22 protein-coding genes, 1 tRNA gene and 2 riboswitches are annotated in these 26,207 nt (G+C 60.1%); of the genes, 11 read left to right on the top strand and 12 right to left on the bottom strand.

The features are described from left to right. Nucleotides 1-29 precede the first annotated feature (29 nt). Entirely contained in the window at nt 30-1,133 is a 1,104-nt protein-coding gene (locus tag EKH49_RS14585; protein ID WP_128471412.1) for a VIT1/CCC1 transporter family protein, read from the top strand. Nucleotides 1,134-1,198: 65 nt separating this feature from the next. Here the strand turns inward: EKH49_RS14585 and EKH49_RS14580 are convergent, their stop codons facing one another. Continuing rightward, complete coding sequence (locus EKH49_RS14580) at nt 1,199-2,389, bottom strand: LOG family protein (protein WP_128471411.1); 1,191 nt, start codon at nt 2,387-2,389, stop codon at nt 1,199-1,201. A gap of 86 nt (nt 2,390-2,475) precedes the next feature. Here EKH49_RS14580 and EKH49_RS14575 point away from each other — a divergent pair, with 86 nt between their 5' ends. The 3 genes from EKH49_RS14575 to EKH49_RS14565 all read left to right on the top strand — a co-directional run bounded on the left by EKH49_RS14575 (nt 2,476) and on the right by EKH49_RS14565 (nt 8,380). Then, the gene (locus tag EKH49_RS14575; protein ID WP_128471410.1) at nt 2,476-5,823 is read left to right on the top strand and encodes a DEAD/DEAH box helicase; all 3,348 of its coding nucleotides are present in this window, start codon (nt 2,476-2,478) and stop codon (nt 5,821-5,823) included. A 162-nt stretch (nt 5,824-5,985) separates the two neighbouring features. Further along, nucleotides 5,986-6,270, top strand: a complete 285-nt coding sequence (locus tag EKH49_RS14570) for a hypothetical protein (RefSeq protein WP_128471409.1) — start codon at nt 5,986-5,988, stop codon at nt 6,268-6,270. A gap of 577 nt (nt 6,271-6,847) precedes the next feature. Then, the gene (locus tag EKH49_RS14565) at nt 6,848-8,380 is read left to right on the top strand and encodes an MFS transporter (RefSeq protein WP_128471408.1); all 1,533 of its coding nucleotides are present in this window, start codon (nt 6,848-6,850) and stop codon (nt 8,378-8,380) included. Nucleotides 8,381-8,469: 89 nt separating this feature from the next. Here EKH49_RS14565 and EKH49_RS14560 read toward each other — a convergent pair whose 3' ends face one another. From EKH49_RS14560 to pcrA, 4 genes are all read right to left on the bottom strand, one after another. Then, nucleotides 8,470-8,859 (bottom strand): hypothetical protein, encoded by a 390-nt coding sequence (locus tag EKH49_RS14560; RefSeq protein ID WP_128471407.1) that lies wholly within the window; start codon nt 8,857-8,859, stop codon nt 8,470-8,472. Between the two features lie 394 nt (nt 8,860-9,253). Next, on the bottom strand, nt 9,254-10,156 hold the full coding sequence (gene sucD / locus EKH49_RS14555; RefSeq protein WP_128471406.1) for a succinate--CoA ligase subunit alpha: 903 nt from the start codon (nt 10,154-10,156) through the stop codon (nt 9,254-9,256). A 16-nt stretch (nt 10,157-10,172) separates the two neighbouring features. Then, nucleotides 10,173-11,345: an ADP-forming succinate--CoA ligase subunit beta gene (gene sucC / locus EKH49_RS14550; RefSeq protein WP_038990033.1), complete on the bottom strand. Its 1,173-nt coding sequence runs from the start codon at nt 11,343-11,345 to the stop codon at nt 10,173-10,175. 242 nt (nt 11,346-11,587) lie between these two features. Continuing rightward, on the bottom strand, nt 11,588-13,966 hold the full coding sequence (gene pcrA, locus EKH49_RS14545) for a DNA helicase PcrA (RefSeq protein ID WP_038990034.1): 2,379 nt from the start codon (nt 13,964-13,966) through the stop codon (nt 11,588-11,590). A gap of 168 nt (nt 13,967-14,134) precedes the next feature. On the opposite strand from pcrA, the gene EKH49_RS14540 reads away from it, so the two are divergent. Both EKH49_RS14540 and EKH49_RS14535 read left to right on the top strand, forming a co-directional pair. Continuing rightward, a complete protein-coding gene (locus EKH49_RS14540) occupies nt 14,135-14,713 on the top strand; it encodes a hypothetical protein (RefSeq protein ID WP_128471405.1) in 579 nt (192 codons plus the stop codon). 67 nt (nt 14,714-14,780) lie between these two features. After that, nucleotides 14,781-14,857: transfer RNA gene (locus EKH49_RS14535), tRNA-Arg, on the top strand. 119 nt (nt 14,858-14,976) lie between these two features. On the opposite strand, the gene EKH49_RS14530 is transcribed toward EKH49_RS14535, so the two are convergent. Continuing rightward, on the bottom strand, nt 14,977-16,206 hold the full coding sequence (locus EKH49_RS14530) for an ROK family transcriptional regulator (RefSeq protein ID WP_073706489.1): 1,230 nt from the start codon (nt 16,204-16,206) through the stop codon (nt 14,977-14,979). A gap of 187 nt (nt 16,207-16,393) precedes the next feature. Between EKH49_RS14530 and EKH49_RS14525 the strand changes: the two genes are divergently transcribed. Next, nucleotides 16,394-16,804 carry an NUDIX hydrolase gene (locus EKH49_RS14525; RefSeq protein ID WP_128471404.1) on the top strand — a complete coding sequence of 137 codons (411 nt, stop codon included), beginning with the start codon at nt 16,394-16,396 and terminating at the stop codon, nt 16,802-16,804. A 45-nt stretch (nt 16,805-16,849) separates the two neighbouring features. On the opposite strand, the gene EKH49_RS14520 is transcribed toward EKH49_RS14525, so the two are convergent. The 4 genes from EKH49_RS14520 to EKH49_RS14505 all read right to left on the bottom strand — a co-directional run bounded on the left by EKH49_RS14520 (nt 16,850) and on the right by EKH49_RS14505 (nt 20,704). After that, complete coding sequence (locus EKH49_RS14520) at nt 16,850-17,344, bottom strand: HNH endonuclease (protein WP_038990036.1); 495 nt, start codon at nt 17,342-17,344, stop codon at nt 16,850-16,852. A 231-nt stretch (nt 17,345-17,575) separates the two neighbouring features. Then, nucleotides 17,576-18,403, bottom strand: a complete 828-nt coding sequence (locus EKH49_RS14515; RefSeq protein WP_038990037.1) for a C40 family peptidase — start codon at nt 18,401-18,403, stop codon at nt 17,576-17,578. A gap of 3 nt (nt 18,404-18,406) precedes the next feature. Continuing rightward, nucleotides 18,407-18,577, bottom strand: a riboswitch (cyclic di-AMP (ydaO/yuaA leader). 123 nt (nt 18,578-18,700) lie between these two features. Further along, a complete protein-coding gene (locus EKH49_RS16940) occupies nt 18,701-19,747 on the bottom strand; it encodes a M23 family metallopeptidase (RefSeq protein ID WP_236641182.1) in 1,047 nt (348 codons plus the stop codon). A gap of 4 nt (nt 19,748-19,751) precedes the next feature. Beyond that, a riboswitch (cyclic di-AMP (ydaO/yuaA leader) is annotated at nt 19,752-19,902 on the bottom strand. A 103-nt stretch (nt 19,903-20,005) separates the two neighbouring features. Further along, entirely contained in the window at nt 20,006-20,704 is a 699-nt protein-coding gene (locus tag EKH49_RS14505) for a metal-dependent transcriptional regulator (RefSeq protein WP_128471403.1), read from the bottom strand. 260 nt (nt 20,705-20,964) lie between these two features. Here EKH49_RS14505 and serC point away from each other — a divergent pair, with 260 nt between their 5' ends. Continuing rightward, the gene (gene serC, locus EKH49_RS14500; protein ID WP_066140221.1) at nt 20,965-22,086 is read left to right on the top strand and encodes a phosphoserine transaminase; all 1,122 of its coding nucleotides are present in this window, start codon (nt 20,965-20,967) and stop codon (nt 22,084-22,086) included. 72 nt (nt 22,087-22,158) lie between these two features. Here serC and EKH49_RS14495 read toward each other — a convergent pair whose 3' ends face one another. Beyond that, nucleotides 22,159-22,776 carry a DUF3027 domain-containing protein gene (locus EKH49_RS14495; RefSeq protein ID WP_128471402.1) on the bottom strand — a complete coding sequence of 206 codons (618 nt, stop codon included), beginning with the start codon at nt 22,774-22,776 and terminating at the stop codon, nt 22,159-22,161. 3 nt (nt 22,777-22,779) lie between these two features. Further along, complete coding sequence (locus EKH49_RS14490; RefSeq protein ID WP_038990235.1) at nt 22,780-23,163, bottom strand: cold-shock protein; 384 nt, start codon at nt 23,161-23,163, stop codon at nt 22,780-22,782. Between the two features lie 255 nt (nt 23,164-23,418). Between EKH49_RS14490 and EKH49_RS14485 the strand changes: the two genes are divergently transcribed. Genes EKH49_RS14485 through EKH49_RS14475 form a run of 3 tightly spaced genes read left to right on the top strand, consistent with a single transcriptional unit; the run spans nt 23,419 to nt 25,994 of the window. After that, nucleotides 23,419-23,637 (top strand): hypothetical protein, encoded by a 219-nt coding sequence (locus tag EKH49_RS14485; RefSeq protein ID WP_128471401.1) that lies wholly within the window; start codon nt 23,419-23,421, stop codon nt 23,635-23,637. A gap of 58 nt (nt 23,638-23,695) precedes the next feature. Further along, complete coding sequence (locus EKH49_RS14480; protein WP_038990042.1) at nt 23,696-24,403, top strand: response regulator transcription factor; 708 nt, start codon at nt 23,696-23,698, stop codon at nt 24,401-24,403. A gap of 52 nt (nt 24,404-24,455) precedes the next feature. Next, complete coding sequence (locus tag EKH49_RS14475; RefSeq protein ID WP_128471400.1) at nt 24,456-25,994, top strand: sensor histidine kinase; 1,539 nt, start codon at nt 24,456-24,458, stop codon at nt 25,992-25,994. Nucleotides 25,995-26,207: the final 213 nt, after the last annotated feature.

Raw genomic sequence — 26,207 nt, 5'->3', positions numbered from 1 at the left:
ACTCCACGTTCCAGGAGAGCCTTTTCGAGATGCCACAGCACCCAACCGCCGAACCGACCAAAGCGCAGATCCAGCGATGGCGCAAGTATCTCGCCGATGAAGTCGCCGAGGGCGCCATCTACCGGGCCCTGGCGGAAAAGAAGACCGGGCAGGAACGGCAAATCCTGCTGGGCCTGGCCGAAGCCGAAGCACGCCATGAATCCCACTGGCGCACGCTGCTCGGCGAGCATGCCAAGGAAGTCCGCCCCTCGCTGCGCCGCACCATGCTGCGCTTCCTCGCCCTGCACTTCGGGTCGGTGTTCGTGCTGGCCATGGCCCAGCGCTCCGAGAGCAGCTCCCCCTACCGCAATGACAAGGACGCCACGGCTCAGATGGCTGCCGACGAGCAGGTCCACGAGGAAGTCGTCCGGGCCCTGGCCACGGCAGGACGCGCACGGCTGTCGGGCAACTTCCGCGCCGCGGTCTTCGGCGCCAACGACGGGCTGGTATCCAACCTGGCATTGATCATGGGCATCGGCGCCACCGGCGTTTCTTCGGCCTTCGTGCTGTTCTCCGGCATTGCCGGCTTGCTGGCCGGAGCGCTGTCCATGGCGGCCGGCGAATACGTTTCGGTGCGTTCCCAGCGCGAGCTGCTGACCGCCTCGCGGCCCACCCAGGTCACGCTGACCGCAGCCCCGAACCTGGATCTGGACGCCAACGAGCTGGTGCTGATCTACAAGGCCCGCGGCATGAGCGACGAAGACGCCGAGCACCGGGCCGCCGAACGCATGGGCCTGTTCACCTGCGACTGCAACCCTGATTTCTCGCTGAACCCGGAAGGCCGCAGCGAGGAGCTCGAGAAGGAGCACCAGGAGCTGGGCTCGGCCACCGGGGCGGCCACCACCTCATTCCTGCTCTTCGCTTCCGGCGCGGTGGTGCCGATCCTGCCATACATCTTCGGCCTCTCCGGGCTGGCCGCGATCATCGTGTCGGTGGTGCTGGTGGGCATCGCCCTGATGATCACCGGCGGCATCGTGGGCCTGCTCTCCGGAGCCTCCCCATTCAAGCGCGGCTTGCGCCAGCTGGCCATCGGCTGGGGCGCGGCGGCCGTCACCTACTGCCTGGGCCTGATCTTCGACGTCAGCGTCAGCTAATACTCCGCTTGGCATCGAAAATGCCGGGACAGCTTCGGCTGTCCCGGCATTTTCGATGCCCCGGACTAGATGTCCTTTGCCGGCCGGGTCCGACGGCGCAGGGTTTCCATGGACTGGATGAACGCCAGCGCTTCCTCGGCGGTGTCCACCAGGGCGATCTTCTGCTCCATCACGCGTTCCTTGGCCAGTGCCTGGAGCAGCGGCCACGCGGGCAGATCCCGGCTCCAGTAGTCGCGGCCGACCAGCACCATCGGCACCACGCGGGCACCGGTGGCGTAGTAGTTCTCGCAGGCATCCTGGAAGATTTCCTGGACCGTGCCGGCAGCGCCGGGCAGCACGACCAGCCCGCCGTTGGACTGCTCCAGCAGGATCGCCTCGCGAATGGAATTGGTGAAGAACTTGGCGATCCGGGTGGCAAACAGGTTCGGCGGCTCATGGCCGTAAAACCAGGTCGGCACGCCCAGCGACTGCCGATGGCTGGGGAAACGCTCCTTCACCATCAGGGCGGTTCTCGCCCAGCCGGTGCGCTGGTGGATCGCATCTGGCGCTTCGGCGAGCATCTGCATGGCCGCCGCTATGTCGTCTGCCCCGTAGTCGGCCAGCCATGCACCGGCATTGGCCGCTTCCATGGCTCCTGGCCCTCCCCCGGTGGCCACCGCGTAGCCGGCCCGGGTAATCATGCGCCCGAGCTCCAAGGCCTGCGCGTACTGCGTGGTGCCCCGGTTCATCGCATGCCCGCCCATCACCCCGATGATCGGGGTGTCCTTGAACGTACCCTCATACACCTCCGAGACCAGCGCCTGGCCAATGTGGTGATCGTGCAGGGTCCTGGCCAGCGCACTGTGATCGCTGTCGGCATTCGCCGCCGCATGCTGCTGGGAGTACGCGTATATTTTGGCATCGGGCACCTGCTGGTAGGTCTGCGTCCAGATCCCCGAGTACAGCTCTTCTGCCGTGTACAAGCCGCGGGCGCCGGTCTCGAACGGCAGCTGCGCCCCCGAGCTCATGCACAGCCCGCCCGTCGCCTGCACGATCTGCTGGCCTTGGGCGGAAAACTGGCAATCGATGAACAGCGCTTCGGAAAGATCCAGCGATTTCAGCACGGTATCCCGCTCGCGCAGATCCACGCGGTGCACGCGCCAGCCTTTTCCGTGGGCATGGTGGGAAACCAGCGCCTCGGCGGCAAGACGGTCGAATTCGACGAGCGAGGTGATGTTCACTGCTCGGGCTGGAAGATAGGGCCACACGTGGGACATGCGTCAACGCTACGTCATGGATAGTGATTATTCACAGAAGGGCCCTTCAACTTTCGCGACGGCCCGGAACGTGAAACGATGAGAGGATGACTGAATCTGTTCCACCAACCATTGACGCCCGCCATTTACTGGCTTTTCTGGGCAACGTTCCTTTCTTCTATGGAAAGAACCTGGCCGCAGAAGCAAATTCCGTGGTTGACGTGGAATTCGATGAGAACACCGGGCAGATCGAGGGCACAGTCACCGATTCCGGCGAAGAATTCTCTCCAATGATCCAGGTCCACTTGGAGGGTGGCGAGTGGAAGATCGAATCCTGCGAGTGCACCTGCGACGCGCCAGGCATCTGCTCTCATATCGCGGCTTTGGCCATTACCTCCAATAAGATCGCCTCCCAGCCTCGCCCGCTGCCGGTCCATGAAGAGAAGCCGGACACCGTGTGGTCAAAGCAAATCGATTCATGGTTCGAGGAGTCCGAGCCGGGCCCGGCCGACGGGCTGCTCGGTTCGCAGCACGATCCGGTGGTGCCGATGGCGCTGCAGTTCCTGCTCTTCGATTCGAAGGACGCCACCCAGCAGCAGCAGTGGATGCCGACCGGGACCATCCCGCACCCAACCCGCAACAAGCGCTTCCGCTTGGGCGTGCGCCCCATGGTCCGCAATGCCGAAGGCCGCTGGGTGCGCGGCCAGCTGCGCTGGACCACCCTGGGCTTCAAGACCTACGGCTGGAACCTGCTGCGTGCACAGCACCACTGGTTCACCCGCTTCGCCTCCATGGCCCGCAGCGACAGCCAGTTGCAGTTCAAGGTGGACGAAGACTGGCTGTTCCTGGACGAGTACGCTTCCGAGCTGCTCTGGCCGCTGCTCGAACAGGCTGGCGAGCTGGGCATTGCGCTGATCACCACCCGTTCCGAGCAGCGCGTGCGGATCGTTGATCCGGCCAGCTTCAGCATGCAGGCCTCCCTGGATGAGCAGCAGCTGCAGCTGGACGGCGTCCTGCACATCGCCGGGCAGGATCTCGTGCTTGATCCGGAGGCGCCCAGCGGTGTCATCGCCGAGCATGGTTTCTATGCGCAGATGGCCCAGCCCGATGAAATCTGGCTGGCTCCAAGCACCGAGCCTGTCCCCGACGCGCACCGCCGCTGGTATATCGACCGCCGCCCGGTCACCGTGCCCGCACCGGAGGTCAACGACTTCTTCGAATCCTCCTACCCTCGTTTGGCTCGCCGTTTCGAGCTGCGCAGCGTCAGCGACGAGCTGGTCCTGCCGGATCTGAAACCTCCCTATGTGCAGGCCACCGTGGTCTACAAGCGCGAATTCAACGAGAACAAGGAACCGAACGATACCGCCGCGCTGGACTTCCAGATCCGCTACCCGGGGATCCCCAGCGACCAGGAAGTGTACGACGTGGAGGCCGAGAAACTGCTCCAGGCCGCCGTGCATGAGGTGTTCCTGGAGCATGAGGAAGCCGGCAACCCCAACCTGTCGCCGAAGTTCTACGCACGCGATGACACCATTGATTTCGTCACCGAGATCCTGCCCGCGCTGGAGCGCCTTCCGGAGGTCCAGCTCGTTGAGCAGGGCACCCGGCCGACCTTCCGCCAGCTGCGTGAACTCCCCCAGCTGAAGATCAATGCCGTGAATCATGAAAGGACCGACTGGCTTGATCTCGGCTTGCTGATCACCGTAGGCGACCATGAGGTTCCCTTCTCGCAGATTGTCGAGGCCATGAGCAATGGCCAGATGAAGCTCCGCCTGCCGGACAACACCTGGTTCTCGCTGAACCACCCGATGTTCGCCAAGCTCAAGGCGCTGGTTGACGAAGCCCAGGCGATGAACGACAAGCCGAAGGAGGGAGACCTGAAGCTGACGGTCTTCCAGATCTCGATGTTCGAAGAACTGGACGAGATGGCTGAAGGCATCGACGGAGCTGACCTGTTCATCGCACGCATGCGTTCGCTGCTCAAGGTCGCCGAGGCCCACCATGCCCAGGTGCCGAACACGCTGGATGCCCAATTGCGCCCCTACCAGGTGGAGGGGTTCCACTGGCTCTCCCGCCTGTACGAGGGCGGCTTCGGCGGCATCCTCGCCGATGATATGGGCTTGGGCAAGACCCTGCAGACGATTGCGCTGATGCTCCATGCCCATAAGCTCTGGGCGGATCCCGAGGCCTGCGCCCAATTGCCGGCGGCCCAGCGTACCCGCCTGCCGTTCCTGGTGGTTGCCCCGAGCTCGGTGGTGTCCAACTGGGAAATGGAAATCAACAAGTTCGCCCCTTCCCTGCGGGTCGTCAGCGTCGAGGGCACGTTGCCGTCGCCGCGGCAGCTTCAGGAACTCGCTCAGGACTACGATGTCATTCTCACGACCTACACCCTGCTGCGCCTGAACGACGAGATCTACGAAGCCCAGCGCTTTGCCGGCCTGATCCTCGACGAGGCGCAGTTCGTGAAGAACAAATCCACCAAGGCGCACCGGACCGCCGTGAACCTGCAGACCAATTTCAAGTTGGCAGTCACCGGTACCCCGATGGAAAACAACCTGTCCGAGCTCGGTGCCTTGCTGTCGCTGGTTGCTCCGGCGTTGTTCCTGAACACCACGCGCTTCAATCGCCAGTTCGCCCGGCCCATCGAGGTCTTGGGCGACAAGGAAACCCTCGCTTTGCTACAGCGCCGGATCAAGCCGTTCATGCTGCGCCGCACGAAGGAATCGGTGGTGCTGGATCTTCCGGCCAAGCAGGAGCAGCAGATTCTGGTGCGCCTGTCCGAGGAGCACCAGCATGTCTACGACACGCATTTGAATCGCGAACGCCAGAAGATCCTGCACCTGGTGGAGGACCTGGATCGCAACCGCTTCACCATTTTCCAGTCGCTGACGCACCTGCGCATGCTGGCCCTTGAGCCGTCCCTGGTAGATCCGGAACTGTCGGACATCCCCGGCTCGAAGCTGGAAGCTCTCTTCGACCAGCTCGATGACGTGGTAGGCGAAGGCCACCGTGCGCTGATCTTCAGCCAGTTCACCTCATACCTGAAGGTGCTGGCCGACAAGCTGGCCGAACGAGGCGTGAAGTTCGTGTACCTCGATGGCAATACCCGCAACCGTTCCAAGGTCATCGAGCAGTTCAAGGAAGGCGAAGCACCGCTGTTCCTGATCTCCTTGAAGGCCGGCGGCTTCGGCCTGAACCTCACCGAAGCCGACTATTGCTTCTTGCTGGATCCGTGGTGGAACCCGGCCGTTGAAGCCCAGGCGATCGACCGCACGCATCGCATTGGCCAGACCCGGCAGGTGATGGTGTACCGGATGATTTCCCAGGGCACCATCGAGGAGAAGGTTGTGGCGCTGCAGGAAAGCAAGCGCAAGCTGATTTCGACGGTGATGGATGAGGCCGATGGATTCTCCAAGGCCTTGACCGCCCAAGACATCCGAGGACTGCTTGAGTAACAGGTTGATTAAGTCCGCCGTCCTAGCAGGCGGCTGTCAGCAAAACCCTGTATATTCAAAATGTTCGACGTTGTGCGCTGCGCCACACACGGTGCGCTCGTCGGGCTAGGACCCGGGCGGCTCCTCGTCCGGGTGATACGAACGACTAAGGCGGTAATATCCGTGTCCCTGATTAAATCGGAGACTCTCAGTACCCCCGATGACGACTGGATGAGCGCATCGGTGAGTATCGACAAAGATCGTGTGGTGATTGAAACCAAGCAGGAACGCCTGTCCTTGGAGAATGCCCGGCTCCTGGAAAAGATCCGCAGGGTCCTGGCTTCCCCTCTCGAAGAGATTTTCTACAATCCGAAGCACCGGATGCTCCTGATCCCGGGGGCTTTCGCTGCCATCGGCTCTTCATTCCTCAGGATCGACACCGAAGCTGCAGCCGGCCTACGCGGCTAGCCCGCTTCGACTTCATGCCCCAAGCTGCCCACCGGCGGCTTTGGGGCATTTTTGCGTCCGGCAGAGACGGTGCCGGGCGCGGATGAGCAGCTCACGGGATTCTTGCCGTCTGAAGCCCCTGTTTGCCCCCTGGATCCACGGCTTCAGGAACACAGTTTTCGCTCAGATTCTCCGTTTTCCACCCCGTGGCGGACCGAGTTCTTCGCCACAGTTTGAGTTTTTCGGGCAGTTCGATTCGAGCCTTCGCCGATCGCCCGTTTGCCCTATGCTTCCGTGGCTAATTGGCGGTCGGCACTTCCGCGATCTGGCTATTTGCCCGGGCCCGCATTGGCTCAAGAGAGCCTCTCGACCAGGGAATTAATCTAATTTTTGGTAAACTTGACGATTGTCCGCTTAAGCGTTTCATCGCTCAAAGCCGGTTTTTGACCGGATTTTTGAGTAGAAATCTATCGATTTCGACGAGTCACACGGCGGTCGCAACCAGCTTCAGGGAGCAGAAAATTCGCTTCTCAACATTGTGGACGAGGATGGTCGCCGGCACCGGGACAAGATCAAGAAAGATATGAGGAGTGAAACTATGGAAGCACGAAACTCACGGAAGCCACGGTTCCGCAGAAAACGTCGGCTGAAGGTCGAAGACGTCAACGTTGTCGATGATTCGATGCTCAAGAAAGCCATCGGTGGCACCGTCGTTGGCAACTTGATGGAATGGTACGACGTAGGTGTCTACGGCTACCTCGCAGTGATCATCGGCAAGCTTTTCATGCCTGACACGGTAGACCCCGCCATCCAAACCCTGTTCAGCCTAGGCGTATTCGCCGTGACCTTCGTTGCCCGCCCGCTTGGCGGCGTGATTCTGGGCCAGCTAGGCGACCGCGTAGGACGCCAGAAGATCCTGGTCTTCACCCTGCTCATGATGGCTTTGGCCACGTTCGGCATCGGTATCCTTCCGGACTACTCGGTATGGGGTGTAGCAGCGCCAATTCTCCTCGTCGTGCTGAAGCTGATCCAAGGCTTCTCCACCGGCGGCGAGTACGCCGGTGCTACTACATTCATTACCGAATACGCTCCGGATAAGCGCCGCGGCTTCTTCGCCTCGCTGCTGGACCTCGGCTCCTACATGGGCTTTGCCATGGGCGCTGCCTTTGTCTCCATTCTCCAGCTGACCCTGAGCGAAGATGTCATGGAAGGCTTCGCCTGGCGCATTCCATTCCTGGTCGCTCTTCCACTCGGCGTCATCGCACTGTGGTTCCGTTCCAAGATTGAAGACACGCCTGCCTTCAAGGAAGCCCAGGAAGCCGCTAACCGCGCCAGCGACGACGCTCGGAACTCCGCCGACGCTCCGAAGGGCGTCATCGACCTGGTCAAGGCCTACTGGCGCGAATTGCTGACCGGTTTCGTGCTGGTCTCGGCCGCCAACACTGCAGGTTATGCACTGACCAGCTACATGCCTACCTACCTGACCGAGACCCTGAAATACGATCCGGTGCACGGCAACCTGCTGACCCTGCCGATTCTGGTTGGCATGTCCCTGTGCATCCCGCTGGCCGGCATGCTCTCCGACAGCATAGGCCGCCGCAAGGTCCTGTTCATTGGCTCCGGCTCGGCAGTTGTCCTGGCTATTCCAGCCTTCTTGTTCATGATGCATGGACAGATCTGGTCCACGCTGACGGGCCTTGCCCTGTTGGCCATCCCCGTGGTCTTCTACGTTTCCAACCTGGCTTCGTCGTTGCCAGCCCTGTTCCCCACCGCCTCGCGTTACGGTGGCATGGGCATCTCGTACAACTTCGCGGTAGCCATCTTTGGCGGCTTCGCACCGTTCATCATGCAGGCTCTGGTCACCATGACCAATTCTTCCCTGGCACCTGCCTTCTGGGTCATGGGAACGTCGGTTGCCGGCATCATCGCCGTGTGCTTCTTGAAGGAATCCGCACGCAGGCCGCTTCCGGGTTCGCTGCCTTCGGTGGCCACCGAGGAAGAAGCAGTAGAGCTGGTTGCAACCCAGGAAGAAAACCCTGACCTGGACGTGGAAGACATCTTCGAGCAGGTTCCTGCGCTCGAAGAGAACTATCAGCAGGAGATTGCAGACGCCAAGGCTGCTCAGTCCTAGGCTAGATAGCCTCTCAATGGGGTTGTGAGCGATAGTGGGGCCGGTTCCAAGTGGAACTGGCCCCACTATCGTTTCACCCGGCTAAAGGGCTATGAGGCTTGGCAGTAGGAATCGTAGGTTGCTTGCGCAGCCCATTGCGCGTTCGCATCTAGCCTCAGCTCGCAGTCAAGGATTCCGAATTCAGCCTCGGACCAGGTATCGAAAACGAGCCTATAGTCGTTTTGCTGATCGTTGAGGCATTGAACGCTATATGTGTAGGTCACCGGGCGCGCTGCCGCGTATCCCACGAGCCCCGCAGACTGCTGGGAGCTTCTGATCAACGATTCCAGCCCTTTGCTTGCATCATAGGGCCGTTCTACGACAGTGGTTTCGGAGACGGCGCCGGCCGCCGTGAGCACTTCATTGACATTGTTCCAGTCAGGACGAGGACTGAAGGTGACAGAGGAGCCAACAGATGCGTCCATCAAAGTATGGCGCATGTCCTGGTCATAGAACTGGTCTACTCGGAGCAGTTGCGGTGCACCACGCAGTTCGCCCTCGCTGGCAATGTACGGTCGATCGCAAGAACTTGCTGAATCTGGGTTCAAAGGCAACGGCCCTTCACTTTTACTGGATTCTGGACTCGTACAAGAAGTCAATGCCAGAGATAGGCACGCAAACGCCGCCCAGTAACTTCCGCACATCGTCGGCAATCCTTCTCTTGAAGACAACGAACTCAATTATTCCAATCAGCATATTGGTCCAGCAGCGGTTTGACTAGTAGATTCCTATTAAATGCGAAACGGCCGCCGTTTCTCCTGATGCTTCAGGAGAAACGGCGGCCGTTCATTCCCGGAAAATATTTCCGGGTATCAGCTTCAGTTCAGCGACAGCTTAGAGAGCTGCGTATACTTCGCGCAGCAGGCGGGCGGTCTCCGAAGGAGTCTTGCCAACCTTGACGCCTGCAGCTTCCAGGGCTTCCTTCTTCGCCTGGGCGGTGCCAGCCGAACCGGAAACGATGGCGCCTGCGTGGCCCATGGTCTTGCCCTCAGGAGCGGTGAAGCCAGCCACGTAGCCAACAACTGGCTTGGTGACGTTGGCCTTGATGAATTCGGCAGCGCGCTCTTCGGCGTCGCCACCGATTTCACCGATCATGACGATGGCCTTGGTCTCTGGATCAGCTTCGAAAGCAGCCAGGGCGTCGATGTGGGTGGTGCCGATGACTGGGTCGCCGCCGATGCCGATTGCGGTCGAGAAGCCCAGATCGCGCAGTTCGTACATCATCTGGTAGGTCAGGGTACCGGACTTGGAAACCAAACCGATTGGACCCTTGCCGGTGATGTTGTTCGGGGTGATGCCAACCAGCGCCTCGCCTGGGGTGATGATGCCTGGGCAGTTAGGGCCGATGATGCGGGTGATCTGGTTGCCGTCGGCGTCAACCTTCGACTGTGCCAGAGCCCAGAACTCAGCGGAGTCCTGCACTGGAACACCTTCGGTGATGACTACGACGAGGCCGACCTCGGCCTCGATAGCCTCAACGACTGCGTCCTTGGTGAACTTAGGTGGCACGAAGACGATCGATACGTCTGCGCCGGTCTCGGCCTTGGCTTCCGCCACGGTGCCGTAAACCTTGATGTCCTGGTCACCGTGGGTCACGGTGGTGCCGGCCTTGCGGGCGTTCACGCCGCCAACAATGTTGGTGCCAGCCTTGAGCATCAGGGCGGTGTGCTTGGTGCCTTCGCCGCCGGTGATGCCCTGGACGATGACCTTGGAGTCCTTGTTCAGGTAAATGCTCATTGTTCGCTTATCCCTCTTACTTCGCTGAGTTGGCGAGCTCGGCAGCCTTGTCGGCGCCCTCATCCATGGTTGCTGCCAGGGTGACCAACGGGTGGTTGGCCTCGGCCAAGATGGCGCGACCCTCTTCAACGTTGTTGCCGTCCAGGCGGACAACCAGTGGCTTGTTCGCTGCGTCACCCAGGGTGTTCAGCGCGCCGACGATGCCGTTTGCGACAGCGTCGCATGCGGTGATGCCGCCGAAGACGTTGACGAAGACCGACTTGACCTGTGGGTCGTTCAGGATGACGTCAAGGCCGTTGGCCATGACCTCGGCCGATGCGCCACCGCCAATGTCCAGGAAGTTCGCTGGCTTCACGTCGCCGTGGTTCTCGCCTGCGTAGGCGACAACGTCCAGGGTGGACATGACCAGGCCTGCACCGTTGCCGATGATGCCGATTTCGCCGTCCAGCTTGACGTAGTTCAGGCCCAGGGCCTTTGCCTTGGATTCCAGAGGATCGGCTGCGCCCTTGTCCTCGAGCTCTTCGTGAGCTGGGTGGCGAACCTCGGATGCGTTGTCATCCAGGGAGACCTTGCCGTCCAGCGCAACGATGTCGCCGGCACCGGTCTTCACCAGTGGGTTGACCTCAACGAGGGTGGCATCCTCTTCCTTGAAGACGGTCCACAGGGTCTGCAGGGTTTCTGCAACCTTGCCGCGCAGTTCTTCTGGGAAGCCTGCCTCGGCGACGATCTCTGCTGCCTTGTCGGCGTCGATGCCAACTAGCGGATCAACAGCAACGCGGGCCAGAGCTTCTGGGCGCTCCTCAGCCAGCTGCTCGATCTCCATGCCGCCCTCTACCGAGCACATTGCCAGGTAGTTGCGGTTTGCACGGTCCAGCAGTACCGAGAAGTAGAATTCCTCGGCAATGTCGGCGCCCTGAGCGATCATGACCTTGTTTACGGTGTGGCCCTTGATGTCCATACCGAGGATGTTGGAAGCGTGCTCGAAAGCTTCGTCGGCGGTCTTAGCGACCTTGACGCCGCCAGCCTTGCCACGGCCGCCAACCTTGACCTGTGCCTTAACTACTACAACGCCGCCGATCTTCTCAGCTGCGGCTTTGGCTTCTTCCGGGGTGTAAGCGACGATACCGGCAAGCACGGGAACGCCGTGTGCCTCGAATAGATCGCGCGCCTGGTACTCATACAGGTCCACGGGTTTGTGTCCTTCGTTCGAAGTTCATGCTGACTCGCGGCACGGCCACAGACCGAAATCCATGCCATGCCATAGAGAGCGCACCGCAACTACCGGGACGTCGTAAGGCGCCGTAGCCCGTGCGCACCTCTCAGACTATCCCGACTTTCGCAAACTTCCCACTTTTACAGCACGTAGAGAAACCTGAAAACCCAGTCGGGAAGCATCAAGATGTGACGTGCAAAACAGTCAACGCCTGCAGGCTAGTCCACGATTTCCAGCGGTGCATAGCGCAGCAAAAGCCGCTTCTCAGAGTCCGGGAACTGCACCTTGGCCACGGTCTTGTCTCCTGCACCTTCCAAAGCAATAACAGTTCCCAAGCCAAACGAAGAATGCTTGACGCTTTGCCCGACTTCAGGGATGGTGATGTCCTTGTTCTGCACGACGCGTTTCTTGGACACCGGAGCGGCGTTGTGCCCGCGCACCGGTTGCGGCGACGCCGAACCTGCACCCCAATGGCTGCCGCGGTCATATCTGCTGGTGGCGAAATTCACCGCTGCGTTACCGTAACCGAAGCCCATTCCACCGCCAGAGCCCTCGCGTTTCCAGTCGATGAGCTCGTTGGGCACCTCTTCCAGGAACTGGCTCGCCGGGTTGTATTGGGCCTGTCCCCAGAGGCTGCGCTGCTCGGCGCGCGTCAGGTACAGGCGTTCGCGGGCACGGGTCAGCCCGACATAGGCCAAGCGGCGCTCTTCGGCGAGTTCCTTTTCGTCGGTCATGGAACGCTGGTGCGGGAAGACGCCGTGCTCCATGCCGGTCAGGAAGACCACCGGGAATTCCAGGCCCTTGGCGGTGTGCAGGGTCATCAAGGTGACCATGCCTTCCTGCGCGGCCATGGCCGCTCCCTCGTCATCGCTGGGCGCCTCCGGGATCTGGTCGGCATCTGCGACGAGAGCCACGCGCTCCAGGAAGCCTTCGAGGCCGCCTTCAGGTTCTTCGTTCACGTAGTCGCGGACCACGGCAACCAGTTCGGCGAGGTTCTCCACACGCGACTCATCCTGCGGATCCGAGGAGAGCCGGAGAGTTTCCAGGTATCCGGTCTGCTCAAGCACCGCTTCAAGGGCTTCTGCCGGGCCCGAGCCCTCCGCCACGGTCTTCAGGTCATCCATCATGGAGACAAAGGCTGCGGTCATCTTGATTCCGCGGGTTCCCAGCCCCGGCGCCTCGTCGGAACGGCGTAAGGCTTCCATGAAGGAAATCCGGTCCCGTTCAGCCAGCGCCGCCACGGCGCCTTCAGCACGGTCGCCGATGCCGCGCTTGGGCTCATTGAGAATGCGGCGGACGTTGATGTCATCGTCCGGGTTCACCAGGGCGCGCAGGTAGGCCAGCGCGTCCTTGATTTCCTTGCGGTCGTAGAATCGGGTGCCGCCAACGACGCGGTACTTCAGATCCACGCGCATCAGCTGCTCTTCCAAGGCACGCGACTGGGCGTTCGTGCGGTAGAAGATTGCCACATCGCCCGGGCGGACATCCTCGTCATCATTCAGACGCAGAATTTCTTCAGCAATCCAGCGTGCTTCGTCGGATTCGGATTCGCCGACATATCCGGTGATCTTCTCGCCGTCGCCGCTGGCAGTCCACAGCTTCTTGTCGTTGCGGTCGGGGTTTCGCTTGATGACCTCGTTGGCGGCCGACAGAATGGTCTGGGTGGAACGGTAGTTCTGTTCCAGCTTGATGGTTGCCGCGTTTGGATAGTCCTTTTCGAAGTCGACGATGTTGCGGATGTCGGCACCGCGGAAGGCATAAATCGACTGGTCCGAGTCGCCGACCACGGTCAGTTCGCCAGGCACGGTGTCGCCTTCGGCGCCGGTGAGCTCACGCACCAGCGAATACTGTGCGTGGTTAGTGTCCTGGTATTCGTCAATGAGCACATGGCGGAACCGGCGGCGGTAGCTGTCGGCCACTCTCGGGAACGCACGGAACATGTAGACGACCTGTCCAATCAGGTCGTCGAAGTCCATGGCGTTGGCGGCGCGCAGGCGGCGGGTGTATCCGCGGTAGACCTCGGACACGGCACGCGAGAACGGATCATTGGTATTGATCGTTGCCGCGTAGTCCTCCTCGTCAATCAACTCGTTCTTCAGCGAGGAAATCTTGTGCGCAATTGCCTTTGGAGTGAAGCGCTTCGGGTCGATCTCCAAGGACTTGGCGACCAAGGTGATCAGGCGCAGCGAATCAGTGGAGTCGTAGATCGAGAAGTTGGATTTCAGCCCAATGGTGGCCGCTTCGCGACGCAGAATACGCACGCATGAAGAGTGGAACGTCGAGATCCACATCTTCTTCGCCTGCTCGTCGCCGATCAGCTCAGCGGCTCGTTCGCGCATCTCGGCAGCGGCCTTGTTGGTGAAGGTGATCGCCAGGATTTCGTGCGGCCGAGCGCGTCCGGTCGCCAAGAGATAGGCAATGCGGTGCGTCAGCACACGGGTCTTTCCGGAACCAGCGCCAGCCACGATCAGCAATGGTCCGCCGGCATAGCGAACTGCTTCTTCCTGCTGCGGGTTCATGCCGACCAATAGCTCCTCGGCAGTGGGCATGGCCTGCTGTGCGGAATCCGGGGCGAAATCATCAAAAAGGAAATCCATGATGTAGCCAGTCTACGTGGAGCGCCGGACACTTTTCAGTGAGCGCGGGAAAGCCCGCATCGCTGGCCGGGCATAATAGAAGATATGGCAAAAAAGGTCAGGAAAAGCAAAGAGTATCGCAAGCCTGCGCAGTTCAGTGAGCACCCGAACCAGTCGCAGGGTCCTAGCATGGGGCCAGGCAAGGTGCAGAGCACCTCCCACGAGAACAAGTCAAACCCGATGCTGCTCATCTCGGTGGGCTTGATCGTATGCGTTGCCTTGTTCGCGTACTACCATCTGCTCACGATGGTGCAGATGAAGGACCTCAGTGATTCGCTGTCGATGCCCGATCAGCGGATTTTCGGCTACACGACCAGCGATATAGAAGCATTGCGCGGCGCCATGGATGATGACGCTGTCGGCCAGCTCAATTACCTGCATAAGACCGCGGGTTTCCTCTTCCCGATGTTTACCGCAGTGTTCTCCATGCTGCTGTTCATCCGCTGGATTCCCAACCGCCAGATGCGTTGGCTGGCCTGGATTGCCCCCTTGGGCTTCGCGGCCATTGATATCTGGGAGAACTTCGCCATTGATGCCCTGTTCACTGGAGACTTGAGCAGTGGAGCCGTCGTATTGGCATCGATCCTCACGACGATCCGCTGGGCACTGCTGGTCATCACCGCCGGTCTTGTCATAGGTCTGGGTGCTCTTCGTGCCAATCGTGCGCTCAAGGCAAAAATGCTTGCGATTCGCGAAGGCACGGCCTGAGCCGTGGCGTGAGAATTACGCCCAGCACGCCCTAGTAAGATAGTGTTGTTGGTGTTTTCACGCCCATGCCTCTGTAGCTCAGTAGGATAGAGCGACCCTCTCCTAAAGGGTAGGCCGTCGGTTCGATTCCGGCCAGGGGCACCACTGAAGCCTTGTTTCCAGTCTTGCGATTGGGAACAAGGCTTCTGCTGTTGCTACGGCAGCAAGCACTGAGGGTACGTTCCATGCGGAACGTACCCTCAGTGCTTGAAGTTGGCTGTTGCTTAGCGCAGCAGCAGTGCGGTCGCCTTCGGCGACAGCGAGGCATCCATGACTACGCAAGCGCCACCGATGGCACCGACGTTGGAGCCGAGCTCGGACGTGCGGGTCTCGATTTCATGCACTCCGCGCAAGGCGAAGCGGCGGCCAATGGCATCCTGGACTTGATCATCGACCAGTTCGCGCACCTTTTCCCACTGCGGTCCGCCGAAGACAACTTCGCGCACGTCCAGCGAGTTGGCCAGCTGGCCGGCAACTTCGCCAACCTTGATCATGATCTCGGTGACCAGTTCCTTGGCGACCTTGTTTCCTTCATGGGCCAGCTCGTAGAGGCGGTTCATGCCGGCAGCGCGCTGTTCCGGACCAACGATTTCGAAGCTCGGCAGTTCCAGACCGCGCTCCTTGGCCTGGGCGGCGATGAATTCGTAGGAGGTGCCTGCGGCGAGGCAATCATCTGCACCGCATTCCTCGCAGGCCACAGATTTGTGACCGGTCGAGTAGTGGCCGATTTCGCCTGCGTTGTTGCTCGCACCATGGTGGACGTCGCCGTTGAACACGAGACCAGCGCCGAAGCCGTGTCCGCAGTAGATGAAGACGAAGTCGTTGTTCTTCTCTTCCTTGGACTGCCACAGTTCGCCAACTGCCGAGGCAATGGTGTCCTTTTCGATGATGACCTGCAGGCGCAACAGCTTGCGCAGCGGGTTCACCAGTTCAACATCTGCCCAGCCATCGAGCAGCGGCGGGTTCAGCACCACACCTTCTTCGACGTTTACTGGACCCGGAACTGCAATGCCGACGCCGACAATGTGTTTCTTTGGCACGCGGATCTCAGCAATGAGCTCCTTGACCGTGGTTGCCATGAGCTGGACAGTTTCGGTAGCAACTTCGAGGTTGGGAACTTCGATGCTGCGTTCGCGCAGGACTTCGCCGCGCAGGTTCATCGCAACAAAGGTCAACACGCTAGGATCTAGGTGGATGCCAATGGAAACGAGACGGTTGCCTTCGAGCTCCAGTACGGTGCGAGGCTTGCCTGGGCCGGAAACGATAGTGCGGTCTTCTCGAACGATTCCGTCATCCAGCAAGCGGCGGACAACGTTGGAAATGGTCTGCGGCGACAGGCCAGTCGAACCGGCCAGTTCAACGCGGCTGATTCCTTCCGGTGCCCGTCGAATCGACTCGAGAATTACGGCTTGGTTGAAGTCTCCCAAGCGCCCTAGATTTGTACCCCGTCGCATTTATTGCTCCATAGATCTGTAAAGTTGATGGATCGATCTTTCATTTCCAATGTTTTCGGTAGTCATCAATACCGCGGTTAGATACTGCGAGTAAATTAACCTTGATCAACTAGAACTAAAACCGTTGGAGATCCAATTAAGCACGTTACCATCTCTAACTCATATAAACACGCGATATTGTGTTTTGGTGAAGAAAAATTTGACGATCTCAGCGGCCTGTTTAATCAACAACTATGGAGAAATCCTGCTCGTCCGCAAGCGTGGGACAACCACGTTCATGCAACCTGGCGGCAAGCCGGAGCCTGGGGAATCCGCGTTACAAACTATCATTCGAGAAATTCGCGAAGAATTGGGGCTGAGCTTCACCGGTGACGAACTGCGCTTCGACGGCGAATGGCTCGGGCCAGCAGCCAACGAAGAAGACACCTTAATCCATGCCTCTTTGTACAGTGCGGCTTTCCATGGCGAGCTCGCCCCGCTGGCAGAACTGGAAGAGCTGCTCTGGATCGACCCGCAGGCCGCGTTGGAACGCGAGGATATAGCTCCCCTGCTGCGCGACCACGTCCTGCCGCTAGCAATTGAGCGAAGCAAGAAGTAGGTCCCACACGGCCTAGCTGAAGGCCGCTGGGCCAGCGGCTAGCAGCTAGCTAGCGTGCAGGTATTCGTCCCACGCCGCGTCAACATGCTGCAGCCCCGAAACCAGGTGCCCGGCAACCCGTGGACGATGCGGCGTAATGCGCAATTGCCATCCCAACTGCGAGAGCATCTTGTCCGCTTTGCGGCTGTTGCAATGCAGGCAGGCGGCCACGAGGTTCTCCCAAGTGTTTTGCCCTCCCCTGCTGCGCGGGATCACGTGGTCAATCGTATTGGCTGCTTTGCCGCAATAGGCGCAGGTGAAGGAGTCCCTACGCAAAACGCCCCTACGGGTGACATGTTGCATGTCCCGGTAGGGGCGTCGTACATAGCGTTTCAGCACGATGACAGTTGGCCGCGGTAAATCTCCTTGAGAACTGCGAACGGGTGCGAGATCGTCTTGGAGGACGATGCTCGCTTTCTCGGTCATGACCAGCACTAGCGCTCGACGGAACGTCACTACTGCCAGTGGCTCGTATCCTGCGTTTAATACCAATGTTCGCATTGCTCGTACTACCTTCATGAACCGATGGCTACCATCTGGCATTGATGGAGCTCGCGTTCTGCTCGGAGTGTCTCTAAGCGCTAGCCTATGCGATGCTTTCGGTTATTGGTGGGTATCTCGCCAAGAAATTGTCTTCTTTTCATCACCTTGACGCCCATAGTTCATCTGATTAAACGAACATAGGCCATCGGATGTCTTTCGCATCCGATGGCCTATGAAAAGTTTTCGTGCTTAGCCAGCCAAGGTGTAGTAGCCGTACAGCGGGTTGCGCGAAACCGAGTGGATCATGGTGTCCACGGTTGGGTTCTGCGCACCGATCATCTGGCCGCCACCGAGGTAGATGCCAACGTGGCCGCCACCGTTCTGGAATACCAGGTCGCCTGGCTTAGGGTTGCTGGTGCGAACGAACTGGCCGGATCCGAGGATGGCCGAGGTGCCGCGAGCAATGTTGATGCCGTGCTGTGCGTAGACGTACTTGACGAAGCCGGAGCAATCCCAGCCGCTTGGGCCGTTGCCGCCCCATACGTATGGAACTCCAACGTACTTGGCAGCGGTTGCTGCGATGCCCGAAAGGTTGGAAGTCTGAACCTTGGTTTCAGCCTTTGGCTGAGCCTGCTGCTGCGGAGCCGATTCCTGTCCACCCGAACGGCTCTGACGAGTCATTGGTGCCATCGAATCCGAGCTGCCCGAGTTGCTGTTGCGGGTAGTCGGGGTGATGTCATTCGAAACTGCGATGACAACTGGCTCTGGCTTCTCTTCAGCAGTGAAGCTAGCGCGCTCGATCTCGACGTCGGCCTTCTTGTCGGCAGCAACCTTCACTGCCTTGACTGCGACACGCTCTGGGTTGATGGTGTCGACAGGCGCTGCGGAAACGTCACGTGGTGCGGTTGCCTGACCTGGCACACCGAGAGTAACGATCAAGCCGGATGCTGCTGCGACAACGGCTGCCTGGCGTCCCACCGAGCCAGCGTTGGATGCTACGGCCTGTGAAATCGCCTGTAGCGAATTAGTGCGTGGTACGTCGGCGCGGCGACGTCCGCGTGCATGACTCTTGGTCAAAGTATTGCCTCTCCTTGATACCTACGAGGTAAGCTGTCGGGTTCGAAGTGGAGTTACCTCGGTGGATTCGAAGTTGCCTTCTCTATCCACTTCACCCCTAGGGTTGTCAGCCAAAACTAACCACCCGATATTGGTTCCCCCGCCACTGCCGTACGAGTTGTGTATAACTACTCATTGCGTGTTGGCAGTGCTCGGTTCTCACGCAATGATGCCCAGGGATCCCCATGGCACGCATACAAGACTATAGGAAGTTTTTTGAAATGTCACGTTTTGATCACGGAATGGTGACGAACGTCGTTATAACCAACCTGCTGGGTCTTTGAACTGGCCGTTAACGATCACTTCAAAGTGCACGTGAGGTCCGGTCGAGTTGCCGGTGCTGCCAGCCAATGCAACGACGTCACCGCGCTTAACCTTCTGACCGACCTTCACAACCAGCTTGCTGTTGTGGCTGTAACCGGTCTCCAGGCCGTTGCCGTGGTCAAGCGTGATCCGGTTGCCGGAGTGCCCGGCCCAGCCGGATACGGTCACGACGCCGTCAGCTGCCGCGTAAACCTTGGTACCGCTCGGCACACCGTAATCGGTACCGCTGTGGATCATGAATCCAGGACCGGTTGGGTTCTTGCGGTGCCCGAACGAAGAGGTGATGCGCTGCGTAGTAACTGGCGCAGCAAGCAGACCCGAAGTGTCCTTGATAGCCGTGATGCTACCGCCCGAGGCGGTCATGACCTCGGCGAATTTCTCTTCCTTGGCAACCTCGGGGTTCAGGTCCGAGGTCAAGGCTGCGCGCTCGACGGACAGTTCCGCATTTGCAGTTGGCGCCTTGACATCCACAACTGCGGAAGTGGCGGTGCGCTGAGCGGCAGTCTCGCCAGCCGTGTTCTCGCCGGCACCACCCGAAAGCTGCGGGGTTACGGCAGCCAGCGCCAAGCCCGAAACTGCGGCGACAGCCGCCACCTTGTGGGCGAAGCCGCGGTGGTTGGACTTCTGTGCCTTCGACTTCAGGTTCGAAATGAATGCAACATTACCTGCAGCCTCAACCGCTGCAGAGGTGCTCGCAGTCGCTTGAACAGCTCCTGGCAAGGCAACGACATTGCTCGCGGTGCCCTTGCCTGCAAGCAGGGCCTGGTTAGGCGCAACGCCGTAGCGCTGCATGGAGTCGAAGCGTCGACCAACAAAATCTGCATGGACCGGCTTGACCGGTGCAATCATCGGGACGGTGGCAGCTGCTCGTGCTGCCCGGCGCCCGCCGGTGCGCTCGATCGTCGAAGCGGTGACTTCTGCAATCACATCTACTTCAACGTCGGCAGCGCGGCGACGTCCCGCAGTCTTGGTTTCTACCAAAACAGTCCTCTCACTGTTGCGCCTACGAAGTTAGCTGTCGGGTTCGGCTACAGAGAATCAGCCGGCCTGCTTCACGCAGAACTTCACCCCAAGACGCTTGCACGCCGGAAAGTGGGTCCCCCGTTGTTGCCCTCAAGATTTGGCGACCGTTTCTGGCGCAGGGCAACACTAGGCGGTCGCACCAGAATGGATAGAGCTAGCTAGTTCGCTAGCTCCGATGATTAACGCTACCTGTCAAAGCCGAAAGTTACAATTTCGTTATCTTTTCAGGGACTTTACAAATACGTGGGCACTGACCTCAACCGGCAGCTCCAGCGCGCCTTCGATGCCATTCACACGCACTACAACGTAGTCGTCGGCGCGCTCCAAGGTGACAATCGCACCCGGGCGGATTCCACCTTCGTTCAGTTGTCCGAGCAGGATTGGGTCGGTTTGGATCGGTTCGGCCAGACGCTCAATCGCCACCGGGCCGACGTTTCCGGACAACAGCGCGTCGTCCAAATTCTCGACCTCATGTGAGATTTCGCCCACATTAGGGCCACCGAGGACTTCCAGACCCGGAATCGGGTTGCCATATGGCGACACGGTTGGCTTGCCGAGTAGGTCGAAGAGCCGGCGCTCAACACGCTCACTCATGACGTGCTCCCAGCGGCACGCTTCATCGTGCACGTATTCCCAGTCCAAGCCGATGATGTCCGAGAGCAGGCGCTCCGCCAAGCGATGCTTGCGCATCACGCCCGTGGCCAATTCGTGACCTTTCTCGGTCAACGCAAGGTGGCGATCGGTCGATACGATAACCAGGCCGTCGCGCTCCATGCGCGCAACCGTCTGCGACACAGTCGGGCCCGAGTGGCCAAGACGCTCTGCGATTCGGGCACGCAGTGCCACGATCTCCTCTTCTTGAAGCTCAAGAATGGTACGCAGATACATCTCGGTTGTATCGATAAGATCAGACACAGCAGCCGCTCCTGGAAGTCACAACAAATAAGTTCGCTCGAAAAATACGTGGCGTCAATACCCCACTCTACTTGGTTGGAGCGACAGAAAGCTCTGTAACCCGCCAAGCCTTCGGCGTAACCGACCGACGCGCTTTTCTCACGACCCCCCGCTATTTGCGAAGATATCTATTGAAACGCCAAGGCTATCTATCAATATTCCGAACCACGGGTAATAGTGGCCAACATGGCACTTCAATCTATCGCTACAAGAGGAGCGCGATGAGCACGGACATCAACATTCCAGAAAATCTTCTGCCCGCCGATGGTCGATTCGGCGCAGGACCGTCCAAGGTTCGCGCAGAACAGATCCAGGCCATCGTCGATGCCGGCCCCGAATTGCTCGGCACGTCCCACCGCCAAGCTCCGGTTAAGAACCTCGTCGCTTCGGTTCAGGATGGCTTGAAGGAAATGTTCAACGCTCCCGAAGGGTACGAAGTTCTCCTCGGCGTAGGTGGCTCCACCGCATTCTGGGACGCCGCAGCATTCAGCCTGGTCCGCTCCAAGGCGCAGCACCTGTCCTTTGGCGAATTCGGCTCGAAGTTCGCCAAGGCCACCGACAAGGCGCCATTCCTGGAGCCTTCCTCGATCATTGTCGGCGAGCCGGGCACCGTTCCCGAGCCAGTCGCCGAAGCCGACGTAGACCTCTACGCATGGCCGCACAACGAGACCTCCACCGGCGCCGCAGCCCCAATCAAGCGCGTTCCTGGCGCCAATGATGATGCGCTGGTAGTCATTGACGCAACCAGCGCCGCAGGCGGCCTGGATGTCGATCTGGCCGAAACCGACGTGTACTACTTCGCTCCGCAGAAGAACTTCGCCTCGGACGGCGGCCTGTGGCTCGCCTTCGTCTCCCCTGCTGCCATTGCCCGCATCGAGGAAATCGCGGCAACCGACCGCTGGATCCCGGACTTCTTGAACCTGGCGACCGCGCTGGATAACTCCTTGAAGAACCAGACCTACAACACCCCCTCGCTGACCACCCTGGTTGGACTGGATGCACAGATCAAGTGGATCAATGCCAACGGCGGCCTGAAGTGGGCAGCGCAGCGCACCGCGGAATCGGCGGGCAAGATCCGTGATTGGGCCGAGGCTTCCGACGTCGCTTCGCCCTATGTTGCCAACCCGGCGCACCGCTCGAATGTCATCTCCACCATCGACTTCGACGACTCGGTCGATGCCTCGGCAATTGCCAAGGCGCTACGCGCCAATGGCGTTGTCGACGTGGAGCCATACCGCAAGCTCGGTCGCAACCAGCTGCGTATCGCCACGTTCGTTGCAATTGAGCCAAGCGATGTCGAGGCACTGCTCAAGTGCATCGACTACGTGATCGAACAGCTCTAAGCAGCCGATTAAGGCCAAAGACCTTCGCGCAACGATTCATCATCGTTGCGCGAAGGTCTTTTTCGCTGCTGCTTAGCTTTCCTTGCGCGTGCGGTTGCGCTGCGCTGCCCTGCGGCGGGCTGCCGTGCGCTGCGCGGTGCGGCGGCGACGCACCTGGCGACGAGCTGGCGACTTGTGCGGCTGCGAAGCCTCATCATCGTTTTCGGCATTCACCGCTTCGGTTTCGGCGTCCTGGTCCTTCGCTTCAGCTGCTGGCTCCGATGCTTCCGGATTCTCCGCCGGCTTCGCGGATTCGGCTGCTTCAGCTTCGTTGCCGGATCCAGACCCGTCTCCTGCGGCTTCTGCGGCTTCCGCGGCCTTGGCCGCTTCAATCTCTTCCTTGGCCAAGCGGTCTGCCCATGGCACCCATGCCGGGGCAAGCAATGACTGCTCCCCCGCGATGATGCCCACTTCGCACACCGTCAGATCCTTGGATTTAGCCCGTGGCACCCGCGCAAGCGTGGCAAACCAGGTCCATCCTTGATATCCCGCTTTCTGGGAGACAAAACGATGGGTGACAAGTCGCTCACCTTCCGCCGTGACGCATAGGTGTTCGCCGACTTCCGACGCACCGGCAATTTCTGCGAGCGCGCCGCGAGCAGTATCCACTGCTTCGGCGAGGATGGTGTCCAACTTGGGTTTACGGGCCATTATTTATGCGTCCAGATCGTCGGCTACCGCGCGAAGCACGGTAGCAACCTTCTTGCCATATGCCTGTTCAGGATAACGCCCATTGCGCAAGCTATTGGAAACGTTGTCGAGCAGCTTAATTAGATCCTCGATCAGCACGGCTTCGTCTTCAGGCTTCTTGCGCTTGGCACGAGCCACCGATGGGGCCGCTTCCAGCAATCGCAGGCTCAGTGCCTGCGGACCGCGACGGCCTTCGGCAACGCCGAATTCCAGTCGGGTTCCGGGGCGCAGGTCATGCACGCCTTCGGGCAATGCCGCGGCATTCACGTAGATTTCCTTGCCATCTTCTGCGGTGATGAAACCGAAGCCCTTGGCCTTCTCGTACCACTTAACCTTGCCGCTAGGCATGATCACTTACCTCGTTCGTTCTTTAACTAAGCTGCATGGCCGAGGCCTGCTCAGCGCCATGCATATTCATATGTGCGATCCAACGGAGCCACTGCCGGAATCCTTCTGTGCTTCTTTGCCGGGTGCTCAATCTGCTGGATCGATTCAAGTCCTTTATCTAAGATTATGTCATCACTGGCACGGGGAATTCATCTTTGCCCGCCATTCTCGGCATTCGGCACCGCCAGCCCAAGCTCCACGGCTAAACTTGGTAGCGTGAGCGATTCATCCAAAACCATGACTGCACTTTCCCGCTTGGCGATCGTCATCGCCATCCTTTCCACCCTGGCGCTGATTGGAACTCTCGTCTTCTATTTCCAGGAGATCGCCATCCCGCCCGTGCTCATGCTCTTTGCGCGCGTAGGCTTGCCCGTTGCATTCATCCTGGCCGCGATCGTCGTCTTCGGAAACATCGCCAAGCGCCGGAAAAGCTAGGCATCAACCCCAGGATCCACTCAGGAGACTCCCAGACTAATTCGGCACACTGGGATTCATGAGTCCAAAAACTGCTGAGGCAAAACTTCTCGTTGTTGACGACGAGCCGAATATCCGCGAACTGCTCTCCACTTCCCTGCGCTTTGCAGGCTTCGAAGTTGTCGCTGCCGCCAACGGGCGCGAAGCCCTCGCGGCCGTCGAGGCCGAGGAACCAGACCTGGCTGTCCTGGATGTCATGCTTCCGGACATGGACGGATTCACCATCACCCGCAAGCTGCGCGCCGCCGGCCGCCACTTCCCGGTGCTGTTCCTGACCGCCCGCGACGACACCAATGACAAGGTCACCGGCCTGACCGTCGGCGGCGACGACTACGTCACCAAGCCATTCAGCCTGGATGAGGTCGTGGCCCGCATCCGTGCCGTGCTGCGCCGCACCGCCAGCGGCGAGGACGAGAACGCGACGATTGTCGTTGCCGACCTTGAACTTGATGATGACGCGCATGAGGTCCGCCGCGCCGGCGAGATCATCGATCTCTCCCCCACCGAATTCAAGCTGCTGCGCTACCTGATGATGAATCCGAACCGCGTGCTGTCCAAGTCGCAGATCCTGGACCACGTGTGGGAATACGACTTCAACGGCGATGCCTCGATCGTCGAGTCCTACATCTCCTACCTGCGCCGCAAGGTGGACCGCCCGGAATGGCCAGCACTGATCCAGACCAAGCGCGGTGTCGGCTACCTGATGCGCACTCCCGACCGCCGCTAGCGGCACGCGTAACGGTCCGCGCCAATAGTTGAAGGCCTTGTAAAGTCAGCATATGAAGTCATTTCGAGCCCAGTGGCGCCGCACCTCGCTGCGGACCAAGCTGGTCGCGGTCATGCTTGGACTGATGATCGTCGCGATCTTCGCTACCGCCATCGGCTCAGCGCACACGCTGAGGATCGCGATGACCAGCCAGATCGACAAGCAGCTGAACGTGTCCAAGTCGACGATGGCTTACGGGCTCAACAAGGCCTACCTCTACTCCCTGAATGAGGACAACGGCAGCCATGACGCGCTGGACGTCGATGCCACGCTGCTGGGCCTGAGCAGCGCCTACGCCGACATCCGCGACCAGGATGGCGAGATCGTCTACGTGATGCCGCGTTCGCGGGTGGGCCCCTCCAACGGCACGGATTTGCCGTTGCTGAACATGGAGCAGATCCAGCAGCTGGCGGCCCACCCGAATTCCCCTGCCACGGTTCCCGGTGCTTTCCCCACCTCCGCGGGCTGGCGCACGGTCATGATCCCGCTGAAGAGCAGCGAACTGAACCTGTTCCTGTCCCTGCCGCTGGACAATGTGAACCGCACCGTGAACCAGACCGCGGTGCTGGTGCTCTCCACCGGCACCCTCGCCGCGCTGCTGATGTCGATGATCGCCTATGGGCTCACCGGGCGTTCGCTCAAGCCGCTGATCAATGTGGAGCGCACCGCGTCGATGATTGCCGACGGCGACCTGTCCCAACGCGTGAAGGACTACCCGGCAGAGACCGAAGTGGGCAGGCTTTCCCGCTCGCTGAACGCGATGCTGGCCCAGATCGAAAAGGCGTTCAACGACCGCGAAGCTTCCGAGCAGAAGATGCGCCGCTTCATCCAGGACGCCTCGCATGAGCTGCGCACCCCGTTGGTGACCATCCAGGGCTACTCTGAGTTCTACCGCTACGGCGGGCTGGCGGATCCGGAAGCCATGGATTCGGCGATGAGCCGCATCGAAGGCGAATCCAAGCGCATGGCGCGCCTCGTTGAGGACCTGCTGATGCTCGCCCGCCTGGACGAGCAACGCCCCATGGAACGGCAGCCGGTGGACCTGCTGGTCCTGGGCCAGGACGCGGTGGAAGACACCAAGGTCCGCGCACCTGGCCGTACCGTCAAGCTCGTCGGGCTGACCTCCGACCGGCCAAGCCCGGCCAGCACCGTCGGCGATGATGCCAGGATCCGGCAGATCATTGCCAACCTGCTCACCAATGCCCTGCGCTACACCCCGGAAGGCTCCCCGCTGGAAATTGCCGTGGGCGTGCGTTCACTGGTGGCCGGAACGATGGACGCCGTCGTCGAGGTCCGCGACCACGGCCCGGGCATCCCTGCCGAAGACTCCAAGCGGATCTTCGAACGCTTCTACCGCTCCGACAGCTCGCGCCATCGCGAGACCGGCGGTTCCGGACTGGGCTTGGCAATCGTCGCGGCCATCGTCCAGCAGCACGGTGGTTCGGTGGCGTTGGCCGATACCCCCGGCGGAGGCGCAACGATGTCCATCTCGATGCCCTACGTGCCGCTTCCTGAACCGAAGGCCCCGGAAGTCGACGATACCGGCGATTAGCGCCGTTGGACTTCTCCACACCCCGTGCCGGTTTGCTCCGGCACGGGGTGCGGTGTTTCTAGGGTAAGTGCATCAGTGACCGATTCACGTATTTTAGAATGTTTTCTCTCAGGACATCGGTAACAGTTCTGCCTCAGGACATCGGTAACACTTCAACATTTAAAGTGGTGACACTTCTCCCCGGGATTTAACGCCCCGAAGTACACAGCCCGC

Source organism: Glutamicibacter sp. HZAU (assembly GCF_004100365.1).
Taxonomy (GTDB): Bacteria; Actinomycetota; Actinomycetes; order Actinomycetales; family Micrococcaceae; genus Glutamicibacter; species Glutamicibacter nicotianae.
The sequence above is the reverse complement of the archived record's forward strand: the minus strand, read 5'-3'. Positions and strand labels throughout refer to the sequence as shown.